Genomic DNA, 10,468 nt, shown 5'->3' with positions numbered 1-10,468 from the left:
GGCCGCTCGGGAACCCCACCACGGGGTAATGCTTAATACTGGCCTGCTTCCTTATCGGTAAGCGGGGCGCATCATATCAAATGACGCGCCACTGTAAAGTATTCCTTTGATAAAAATAAACTGGTTGCCTGATTTTTATGCGTAAAGACGCAAAGCTAACCAGCTAATTTCATTATCGATTAAAGAATAATCGTCCGGTTACCGTAAACAAATACCCGCTGAGCAAGAACCTGATACAGCGCGCGGCTCAGAACGTTTTTCTCGACGTCGCGTCCAGCGCGCATCATATCTTCCGCAGTGTAGGTATGATCGACGTGAATGACATCCTGCATAATGATTGGACCTTCATCCAGATTATCGTTCACGTAGTGTGCGGTGGCGCCGATGATCTTCACCCCGCGGTCATAAGCCTGGTGATACGGACGCGCGCCGATAAAAGCAGGCAAGAATGAGTGGTGGATATTAATAATTTTATTCGGGAAGCGAGAGACAAACTCGGGGGTCAATACCCGCATGTATTTCGCCAGCACGACGTAATCTGGTTCAAGCGCGGCGATAGCGTCGCCCATCTTTTTATCATGCTCTTCGCGGGTTAACCCCTCATGGCTCACCAGCTGGAAGGGAATATCAAAGCGTTCTACCAGCGAGCGCAGAGTTTCGTGATTGCCGATGACGGCGGCGATTTCTACGTCCAGCCCGCCATAGTTGGCTTTCATCAGCAGATCGCCGAGGCAGTGCGCTTCTTTGGTGACCAGAATGACGACCCGACGGCGTCCTGCCGGGTTGAGCTCACGAATTGAACCTTCCGGCAGCGCGCTGTCGAGGTCAGCCAGGAGAATGGAATCATTGAAAATACCCTCGAGCTCGGTACGCATAAAGAAGCGGCCGGTCCGGTGGTCAACGAACTCATTGTTCTGCACGATGTTAAGTTCGTGCTTGTAGCAGATATTCGTGATACGCGCGATGAGGCCTTTCTGATCAGGGCAAATGGTGCGTAGTACTTTACGTTGTAGTGAATGCATCGCGGGGAAAATCCTGTAGTGTTTGCTATTCCTGCTGCTGGCTTACTGGCCGCAGCATTTTTTAAATTTTTTACCTGAACCGCAAGGGCAGGGATCGTTACGACCGATTAGCGGTCGCGTGCCGTCAATATAATACCACTGTCCGTTTTCTTTTAAGAATCGGGATCGTTCAATAATGGCCCCGGAGCGGTTATCGTCAGCGTAACGAGCGATAAAGCTGACGAAGCCCTCATCGGGGCTCTTGCCTTTATCGGCGGCAAAGACGGTGAGACCATGCCACTGCGTGCGGGTAAAACCGTTTTCAAGGTCAGCGCGAAACTGCTGCGCCTGGCAGGAGGGATGCCAGGTTTTAATCAGATAGTCGGCGTCTTTCATTACAAACGCGCTATAGCGGGAGCGCATCAGCTGTGACGGATCGGGCGCCAGCTGCGCGCCAGCCAGATAACGCTGACAACATGAGCTATACTCCAGAGCGCTGCCACAGGGGCATAATGGCGACAAAACGGCCTCCATGGGTAAAAGAGAGACGGCGCTATGCCGCCAAAGCGCATTATGTTAACTGAGGTATGGCGATGATGCCATGCCCGGAGTGGAAGGATATGTTTCGGCACTAATGAGAAAGCTTAAAATTGGACTGGCGCTAGGGGCTGGCGCCGCTCGGGGATGGTCGCATATCGGCGTGATTAATGCGTTACGGCGGACGGGTATCGACATTGATGTTATCGCAGGGTGCTCAATTGGCTCACTGGTAGGGGCGGCGTACGCCTGCAACCGACTTCCGGCGCTGGAGAAATGGGTCTGCTCCTTTAGCAACTGGGATGTCCTGAAATTAATGGATCTTTCCTGGCAGCGGGGCGGCCTGCTGCGGGGCGAGCGCGTATTTAGCCAATACCGTAAACTCATGCCCGTCAGCGAGATTGAGCGCTGCGAGCGCCGGTTTGCGGCGGTCACCACGAATTTAAGCACCGGTCGCGAACTGTGGTTTACGGAAGGGGATCTGCATCTGGCGATCCGTGCGTCCTGTAGCATGCCTGGCCTGATGGCGCCGGTGATGCATAATGGCTACTGGCTGGTGGATGGCGCGGTGGTGAATCCGGTGCCGGTATCGCTGGCTCGGGCAATGGGCGCAGATATTGTCATTGCCGTTGATTTGCAGCACGATGCGCATCTGATGCAGCAGGATTTGTTATCCATGGAGGTGCCGCATCCGGAGAGCGAAGAAGATTTCTCGTGGCATTCACGGTTGCGTTCTCGCCTGGCGCGTATGACTTCGCGACGGGTGACGAGAGCGCCAACGGCGATGGAAATCATGTCGACGTCTATTCAGGTTCTGGAGAATCGCCTCAAGAGAAACCGCATGGCGGGCGACCCGCCTGATATTCTGATTCAGCCCTTTTGCCCGCAAATCTCCACGCTTGATTTCCATCGGGCTGGCGAAGCTATCGCCGCCGGGCATCTGGCAGTGGAAAAGAAAATGGATGAACTATTACCTTTAGTGCGTACCTCCGTGTAGCGCATTTGATGCATACTTAAGTAAATTCTGACAGGCGGTAGTGTGAATATCATGCCACTATTAAATTATCGTCAGTCAGGGGAGAGATCATGACGCAGCCATTGGCGGGAAAACAGATTCTGATAGTTGAAGACGAACCCGTTTTCCGCTCTCTTATGCACACTTGGTTGGCTTCACTTGGCGCGACCATCGTCCAGGCGGAAGATGGTGTGGATGCGCTGCAAAAAATGGCCGAGTCCAAACCCGATTTGATGATTTGCGATATTTCAATGCCGCGAATGAACGGTCTGCAGCTGGTAGAGCATGTGCGTAACCAGGGCGAGCAGTTGCCGATTCTGATGATTTCAGCGACGGAAAACATGGCGGACATCGCCAAAGCGTTGCGCCTGGGCGTTCAGGATATTCTGCTCAAACCGGTAAAAGATTTCGATCGCCTGAGAGAAACCGTTTATGCCTGCCTCTATCCCAATATGTTTAATTCACGTGTTGAAGAAGAAGAGCGCCTGTTTGAGGACTGGGATGCGCTGGTTAGCGATCCTACCGCGGCGTCAAGGCTGCTACAGGAGCTCCAGCCGCCGGTGCAACAGGAAATGTCACGTTGCCGGATTCACTATCGGCAGCTTGTCTCCGCCGATAAGCCTGGATTAGTGCTGGATATTGCGCCGCTATCAGAAAACGATCTGGCGTTTTATTGTCTGGATGTCACACGAGCAGGTGATAATGGGGTCCTGGCAGCCTTATTGCTGCGCGCGCTGTTCAATGGGTTGCTGCAGGAACAGCTTGCCCATCAGGGTCAGCGTTTACCAGAGATGGGCAGCCTGTTAAAACAGGTTAACCAATTGCTGCGGCAGGCTAATTTACCGGGGCAATTTCCATTATTGGTAGGGTATTACCACAGTGGCTTGAAAAATTTAATTTTAGTCTCTGCGGGTTTGAATGGCACGCTGAATACGGGGGAGCACCAAATTCAGATTAGTAATGGCGTTCCGTTGGGGACATTAGGTAATGCATATCTTAACCAAATTAGTCAACGCTGTGCATCATGGCAGTGCCAAATTTGGGGGGCTGGCGGACGTTTACGCCTGATGTTGACTACGGAGTGAACAATTGTACTTATTTTTAGGCTCGCGGGATTACCACGCGATCTTTTGTGGTGGTACTATCGCCGGGTTTAATGCGTAAAATTCCTAATTCGAAGATATCTAATCCTTTTCGGAACAGGTTTGTCTGATCAGGCTGATATACTCGATACCATATTATTAACGAGAAGTTTAAAAAACGAACAGTCCAGGAGATTTCAATGGCTGCGCTTAATTCAAAAGTAAGAAAAGCTGTCATCCCGGTTGCGGGATTAGGCACCAGGATGTTGCCCGCTACTAAGGCTATTCCGAAAGAAATGCTGCCGCTGGTAGATAAGCCATTAATTCAATATGTTGTTAACGAATGTATTGCCGCCGGGATTACTGAAATTGTTCTGGTTACGCACTCTTCGAAAAACTCTATCGAAAACCATTTCGATACCAGTTTTGAACTGGAAGCGATGCTGGAAAAACGCGTAAAACGCCAGCTGCTGGAGGAAGTACAATCTATTTGTCCGCCGCACGTAACTATTATGCAAGTGCGTCAGGGGCTGGCTAAAGGTTTGGGTCACGCTGTGCTTTGCGCGCACCCGGTTGTGGGTGATGAGCCGGTCGCAGTCATTTTACCGGACGTTATTCTTGATGAATATGAATCCGATCTGTCTCGCGACAACCTGGCCGAAATGATGGCTCGTTTTGATGAGACCGGCGCAAGCCAGATCATGGTTGAACCGGTTGCTGACGTCACCGCGTACGGCGTTGTCGATTGCAAAGGCCTGGCCCTGCAGCCAGGTGAGAGCGTGCCGATGGTTGGTGTCGTCGAGAAACCGAAAGCGGACGTGGCGCCATCTAATCTGGCGGTTGTCGGCCGCTACGTGCTGAGCGCGGATATTTGGCCGCTTCTGGCAAAAACGCCTCCGGGAGCCGGGGATGAGATTCAGCTGACCGATGCCATCGATATGCTGATCGAAAAAGAAACGGTAGAAGCCTATCATATGAAAGGCAAGAGCCACGACTGCGGTAATAAACTGGGCTATATGCAGGCTTTTGTTGAATATGGCGTACGCCACAAGTCGCTGGGCGAAGAATTTAAAGCCTGGCTGGAAAAAGCCGTAGCGAAGTAATCGTTCGTGACAGAATGCGAAACCGGGATCGAAATTCGTTTCCCGGTTTTTTTATGCCCGACCGGGACCGGTCCCGAATAACGGATAAAAAAAATCCCGCCGAAGCGGGATTTTTAAACGGATACGATAGCTTATTACAGCAGGAAATCGTCCAGGGATTTACCTTGCTCATCCATCGCTTTCTTGATCACTGCCGGAGTACGACCCTGACCAGTCCAGGTTTTAGTTTCGCCATTCTCGTCAACGTAGCTGTATTTAGCCGGACGTGCAGCGCGCTTGGTTTTCGTTCCTGCTTTAACTGCAGCCATGGTGCTCAGCAGTTCATTAGGATCAATACCGTCTGCAATCAGCATTTCACGGTATTGCTGCAGTTTACGAGTGCGTTCTTCAATTTCCGCAGCCGCAGCGCTTTCTTCTTCACGACGTTCGTTAACGACAACTTCTAATTTTTCCAGCATTTCTTCGAGCGTTTCAAGGGTGCATTCTCTTGCCTGCGCACGAAGAGTACGGATGTTGTTCAAAATTTTAAGTGCTTCGCTCATTGTAGTAATCTCAAACTTATATTGTGGGGTGGTTTGTTGGACTAATAATAGAGCGATAAATTCAGATGTGCAATAGGGGAGAATGTAAGGAAGTCAAAATAACTTGTTATTTGTCTCGGGAATTAATTCATTTAACTTAAATTTTATGTGCGGGTTCACATCTTTTTTGCTTATAGGATGGCGGAAGGCATTAGCTAACACCCTGAGATAGTATGCTTTTTCCGACGCGCGGTGGGGAAAATTATACTGTGTATGGATAAATATCTTTGTGGGTATTAGCGCAGCAGCGGCGATGATGTTTAATATAAAACACTTGTCCACAGCGGTTATAGCTATCAGAAAATGCTCGATAAGCACAAAAGGGCAATAGTGACGTCAGCGTGGCCGCTTGGGTCGCACCAATAGCAGGCATTACCATTCAATTAAGAGGCTTAATCTTTCGGGTATCCACACCGTGAACATTACCGTCAATACCCACACGGAGAGGGCTGATAGTAGGTGAATATATGATACAATTTTACGGCGAAAAAACACATTGATTGGGGTTACGCGGCCGATGGCACAACTTTATTTCTACTATTCAGCAATGAATGCAGGCAAGTCTACCGCTCTGTTGCAGTCTTCATACAATTACCAGGAGCGAGGGATGCGCACGCTGGTTTATACCGCGGAGATTGATGACCGCTTTGGTTCGGGGAAAGTGAGTTCAAGGATTGGCCTCTCATCGCCCGCGCGGTTGTATAATACTCAGACGGCGTTATTTGCAGACATTGCGGCAGAACATAAGCGTCAGCCGATTCACTGCGTATTAGTTGATGAGAGCCAGTTCCTGATCCGTGAGCAGGTACGCGACCTGTCTGAGGTGGTGGACCAGCTTGATATTCCGGTGTTGTGTTATGGGTTGCGAACAGATTTTCGCGGCGAACTTTTTACGGGCAGCCAATATTTGCTGGCGTGGTCCGATAAGCTGGTTGAATTAAAAACTATCTGTTTCTGCGGTCGTAAGGCGAGTATGGTTTTGCGCCTCGATCAGGAAGGGCGCCCGTACAATGAAGGGGAACAGGTCGTGATTGGCGGTAATGAACGTTATGTCTCGGTATGCCGTAAGCATTATAAAGAGGCGCTGAGCGAAGGTTCTCTGACCGCTGTACAGAACAAACAGCACATTTGCTAACCCTCCCCGCCAAACCCTCTCAGGCGCTTTTACAGCGCCTTTTTTTCCATCGCTAAGCTTAGCGCCTGGATTATACGTTTCGTCTGTCTGAGGCGATTTGTCGGCTGCTGAACGGCGGATAAAAAAAGCCCCATCAAAAGATGGGGCTTCGCGTCACTGACTTTACAGCTGTTGGATTAAGCGGATTTTTTCGCTTTCTTCTCTGCTTTAGCCGGTGCGGCTTCTTTTTTCTCTTCCACACCGCCTTCAACGTAGTTACGTCCGTAGAAGGTATCCAGCAGAATCTGTTTCAGCTCGGCGATCAGCGGGTAGCGCGGGTTTGCGCCGGTGCACTGGTCGTCAAAAGCGTCTTCAGACAGCTTATCAACGTGGGCCAGGAAGTCAGCTTCCTGCACGCCAGCTTCGCGGATAGACTTAGGAATACCCAGTTCAGCTTTAATTTCGTCCAACCAGCCAAGCAGTTTTTCGATTTTCGCTGCGGTGCGGTCACCCGGAGCAGTCAGACCCAGATGGTCAGCGATTTCAGCGTAGCGACGACGAGCCTGTGGACGGTCGTACTGGCTGAAGGCCGTCTGTTTGGTCGGGTTGTCGTTAGCGTTATAACGAATCACGTTGCTGATCAACAGGGCGTTCGCCAGACCGTGAGGAATGTGGAACTGAGAGCCCAGTTTGTGCGCCATTGAGTGACATACGCCCAGGAAGGCGTTCGCAAACGCGATACCGGCGATGGTCGCAGCACTGTGTACACGCTCACGCGCTACCGGGTTTTTAGACCCTTCATGGTAGGACGCCGGCAGGTTTTCTTTCAGCAGCTTAAGCGCCTGCAGAGCCTGACCGTCAGAGAACTCGGAAGCCAGTACGGAAACGTAAGCTTCCAGGGCATGCGTCACGGCATCCAGACCACCGAAAGCACACAGTGACTTCGGCATTTCCATAACCAGGTTGGCGTCAACAATCGCCATGTCCGGAGTCAGCGCATAGTCTGCCAGCGGGTATTTCTGACCGGTTGCGTCATCGGTAACCACGGCGAACGGCGTAACTTCAGAACCGGTGCCGGAAGTCGTGGTGATCGCCACCATCTTCGCTTTGACGCCCATTTTCGGGAACTTGTAGATACGTTTACGGATATCCATAAAGCGCAGCGCCAGTTCTTCGAAGTGGGTTTCCGGATGTTCGTACATGACCCACATAATTTTCGCAGCATCCATCGGGGAGCCGCCGCCCAGCGCGATAATCACGTCTGGTTTGAAGGAGTTGGCCAGCTCAGCGCCTTTACGTACGATGGTCAGGGTCGGGTCAGCTTCAACTTCAAAGAAAACTTCCGTTTCTACGCCAGCGGCTTTCAGCACAGAAGTGATCTGGTCTGCATAGCCGTTGTTGAACAGGAAGCGGTCGGTCACGATCAGCGCGCGTTTGTGACCATCAGTAATCACTTCATCCAGCGCGATTGGCAGTGAGCCACGACGGAAGTAGATAGATTTCGGAAGTTTGTGCCACAACATGTTTTCAGCTCGCTTAGCAACGGTTTTCTTGTTGATCAGGTGCTTAGGACCAACGTTTTCCGAGATGGAGTTACCACCCCATGAACCACAACCCAGAGTCAGGGAAGGTGCGAGTTTGAAGTTATACAGGTCACCGATACCACCCTGAGAAGCCGGGGTGTTGATCAGGATACGCGCGGTTTTCATCAACTGGCCGAAGTAAGCAACGCGTTCTGGCTGGTTGTCCTGGTCGGTATACAGGCAGGAGGTGTGGCCGATGCCGCCCATTGCTACCAGTTTTTCAGCTTTATCAACTGCGTCTTCGAAATTCTTCGCACGATACATCGCCAGTGTCGGAGACAGTTTTTCGTGGGCAAACGGTTCGCTTTCATCAACGTCGGTAACTTCACCAATCAGAATTTTGGTGGAAACAGGGACGGTGAAGCCAGCCAGCTCAGCGATTTTATACGCTGGTTGACCAACGATCGCGGCGTTCAGCGCGCCGTTTTTCAGGATGATGTTCTGCACAGCCTTCAGTTCCTGGCCCTGCAGCAGATAGCCGCCGTGGCTGGAGAAACGTTCGCGAACGGCATCGTATACGGAATCAACAACCACAACGGACTGCTCAGAAGCACAAATAACGCCGTTATCGAAGGTTTTTGACATCAGTACGGAAGCGACAGCACGCTTGATATCAGCCGTTTCGTCGATGACAACCGGGGTGTTACCCGCACCAACGCCGATGGCAGGTTTACCGGAGCTGTACGCCGCTTTAACCATGCCTGGACCGCCGGTCGCGAGGATCAGGTTGATATCCGGGTGGTGCATCAGCGCGTTCGACAGTTCTACGGAAGGCTGGTCAATCCAACCAATCAGATCTTTCGGCGCACCGGCAGCGATCGCAGCCTGCAGGACGATGTCAGCAGCTTTATTGGTTGCATCTTTAGCACGCGGATGCGGAGAGAAGATGATGGCGTTACGCGTCTTCAGGCTGATCAGAGATTTAAAGATCGCAGTTGAAGTCGGGTTAGTGGTTGGGACGATACCGCAGATAATACCAATCGGTTCAGCGATGGTGATAGTACCGAAGGTGTCATCTTCAGACAGGACACCGCAGGTCTTTTCATCTTTATAGGCGTTATAGATGTATTCAGAAGCAAAGTGGTTTTTGATCACTTTATCTTCGACGATACCCATGCCGGATTCGGCAACGGCCATCTTCGCGAGAGGGATTCGAGCATCAGCAGCGGCCAGAGCGGCGGCGCGGAAGATTTTGTCGACTTGTTCTTGAGTGAAACTGGCATATTCACGCTGGGCTTTTTTTACGCGCTCTACGAGTGCGTTAAGTTCAGCGACATTAGTAACAGCCATAATGCTCTCCTGATAATGTTAAACTTTTTTAGTCAATCAGTAGCTCGATTCGACAGTATAGACATTGTGTTAACGGCTTGCATGTAAATGTTAACGTAAAGAATTTTGTGCTTCTGACTTCACCGATTGACTAAAAAAGCTTTGCTTTATTCTTTCAGGTACCGCTGTTTTGCCTCCTCGCTGGATGTAAACAAGGTTACTCACTTCTGGGTACAATTTATGTGATCTAAATCAATAATCAGCCAAGCTGATACCTTTCAGCAGGTCGTTTTTTGACCTGTTTGATCAAGTGTAATGATTAGGTATGCTAATTAAAGGATTAAATAGCATTGCGGAAACAAATAAGTAACATCCGAGCGTAATTATGAGCTTATGCGTCAGCAGAGATGAATTATGCCATCAAACAGCGTATCTTCTCGCGGATATTTTATGCTGGTAACTATCAACAGCCATTTTTAATGATGCTGCGGAGCGCCCTGTGATTCAGTCGATGTTTGATTTTTCAGCTTACTTTAAATTTTTTATTGGATTATTTGCGCTGGTCAACCCGGTAGGCATTATCCCGGTCTTTATTAGCATGACTAGCTACCAGACGGCGGCGGTGCGTAACAAAACCAACCTGACAGCCAACCTGTCGGTGGCCATTATCCTGCTCACATCGCTATTTTTAGGCGACGCGATTCTGCAGGTCTTCGGGATTTCCATCGATTCATTCCGTATTGCTGGCGGAATTCTGGTCGTCACCATCGCCATGTCGATGATCAGCGGCAAGCTTGGGGAGGACAAACAGAACAAGCAAGAAAAATCAGAAACGGCCATTCGCGAAAGTATCGGCGTTGTTCCGCTGGCGCTGCCTCTGATGGCGGGACCCGGCGCCATCAGCTCAACCATTGTCTGGGGAACCCGCTACCATAGCGTCGCCCATTTTGTCGGATTTTCAGTGGCGATTGCTCTTTTTGCGCTGTGCTGCTGGGGGATTTTCCGTATGGCCCCCTGGCTGGTTCGCCTGCTTGGCCAAACCGGCATTAACGTGATTACCCGTATCATGGGGCTGCTGCTGATGGCGCTTGGGATCGAGTTCATCGTTACCGGGATTAAGGCGCTCTTTCCTGGCCTCGTGAATTAACCAGCGTCCGACTCGCGGGACAATCTGTTCCGCGTT

General features: G+C 50.7%; 9 protein-coding genes. 5 read left to right on the top strand and 4 right to left on the bottom strand.

What is annotated here, in order from left to right:
* Positions 1-179: 179 nt before the first annotated feature.
* The gene (gene purU, locus KOSB73_RS18755) at positions 180-1,022 is read right to left on the bottom strand and encodes a formyltetrahydrofolate deformylase (RefSeq protein WP_024357873.1); all 843 of its coding nucleotides are present in this window, start codon (positions 1,020-1,022) and stop codon (positions 180-182) included.
* 42 nt (positions 1,023-1,064) lie between these two features.
* Positions 1,065-1,523: a YchJ family protein gene (locus tag KOSB73_RS18750; protein ID WP_004132203.1), complete on the bottom strand. Its 459-nt coding sequence runs from the start codon at positions 1,521-1,523 to the stop codon at positions 1,065-1,067.
* Between the two features lie 112 nt (positions 1,524-1,635).
* Here KOSB73_RS18750 and rssA point away from each other — a divergent pair, with 112 nt between their 5' ends.
* The 3 genes from rssA to galU all read left to right on the top strand — a co-directional run bounded on the left by rssA (position 1,636) and on the right by galU (position 4,738).
* Complete coding sequence (gene rssA / locus KOSB73_RS18745; protein WP_024357874.1) at positions 1,636-2,535, top strand: patatin-like phospholipase RssA; 900 nt, start codon at positions 1,636-1,638, stop codon at positions 2,533-2,535.
* 89 nt (positions 2,536-2,624) lie between these two features.
* Positions 2,625-3,638 carry a two-component system response regulator RssB gene (gene rssB / locus KOSB73_RS18740; protein WP_024357875.1) on the top strand — a complete coding sequence of 338 codons (1,014 nt, stop codon included), beginning with the start codon at positions 2,625-2,627 and terminating at the stop codon, positions 3,636-3,638.
* A 197-nt stretch (positions 3,639-3,835) separates the two neighbouring features.
* Positions 3,836-4,738, top strand: coding sequence for a UTP--glucose-1-phosphate uridylyltransferase GalU (galU, locus tag KOSB73_RS18735; RefSeq protein ID WP_004121722.1), 903 nt, complete (start codon positions 3,836-3,838; stop codon positions 4,736-4,738).
* A 134-nt stretch (positions 4,739-4,872) separates the two neighbouring features.
* Here galU and hns read toward each other — a convergent pair whose 3' ends face one another.
* The gene (hns, locus tag KOSB73_RS18730) at positions 4,873-5,280 is read right to left on the bottom strand and encodes a histone-like nucleoid-structuring protein H-NS (protein ID WP_004121719.1); all 408 of its coding nucleotides are present in this window, start codon (positions 5,278-5,280) and stop codon (positions 4,873-4,875) included.
* Between the two features lie 556 nt (positions 5,281-5,836).
* On the opposite strand from hns, the gene tdk reads away from it, so the two are divergent.
* Positions 5,837-6,454, top strand: a complete 618-nt coding sequence (gene tdk / locus KOSB73_RS18720) for a thymidine kinase (RefSeq protein ID WP_098140793.1) — start codon at positions 5,837-5,839, stop codon at positions 6,452-6,454.
* Between the two features lie 176 nt (positions 6,455-6,630).
* Here the strand turns inward: tdk and adhE are convergent, their stop codons facing one another.
* Positions 6,631-9,306 (bottom strand): bifunctional acetaldehyde-CoA/alcohol dehydrogenase, encoded by a 2,676-nt coding sequence (gene adhE, locus KOSB73_RS18715; protein ID WP_004132197.1) that lies wholly within the window; start codon positions 9,304-9,306, stop codon positions 6,631-6,633.
* A 478-nt stretch (positions 9,307-9,784) separates the two neighbouring features.
* Between adhE and KOSB73_RS18710 the strand changes: the two genes are divergently transcribed.
* Positions 9,785-10,432 carry a YchE family NAAT transporter gene (locus KOSB73_RS18710; RefSeq protein WP_004132196.1) on the top strand — a complete coding sequence of 216 codons (648 nt, stop codon included), beginning with the start codon at positions 9,785-9,787 and terminating at the stop codon, positions 10,430-10,432.
* Positions 10,433-10,468 lie beyond the last annotated feature (36 nt).

Source organism: Klebsiella grimontii (genome assembly GCF_900200035.1).
GTDB lineage: Bacteria > Pseudomonadota > Gammaproteobacteria > Enterobacterales > Enterobacteriaceae > Klebsiella > Klebsiella grimontii.
This window is presented reverse-complemented; position numbering and strand designations above follow the sequence as displayed.

Excerpts from the sequence above, each read along its gene's own strand:
- rssA (WP_024357874.1), top strand. The coding sequence starts at position 1,636 with ATGAGAAAGCTTAAAATTGGACTGGCGCTAGGGGCTGGCGCCGCTCGG.
- purU (WP_024357873.1), bottom strand. The coding sequence starts at position 1,022 with ATGCATTCACTACAACGTAAAGTACTACGCACCATTTGCCCTGATCAG.
- galU (WP_004121722.1), top strand. The coding sequence starts at position 3,836 with ATGGCTGCGCTTAATTCAAAAGTAAGAAAAGCTGTCATCCCGGTTGCG.
- tdk (WP_098140793.1), top strand. The coding sequence starts at position 5,837 with ATGGCACAACTTTATTTCTACTATTCAGCAATGAATGCAGGCAAGTCT.
- hns (WP_004121719.1), bottom strand. The coding sequence starts at position 5,280 with ATGAGCGAAGCACTTAAAATTTTGAACAACATCCGTACTCTTCGTGCG.
- adhE (WP_004132197.1), bottom strand. The coding sequence starts at position 9,306 with ATGGCTGTTACTAATGTCGCTGAACTTAACGCACTCGTAGAGCGCGTA.
- rssB (WP_024357875.1), top strand. The coding sequence starts at position 2,625 with ATGACGCAGCCATTGGCGGGAAAACAGATTCTGATAGTTGAAGACGAA.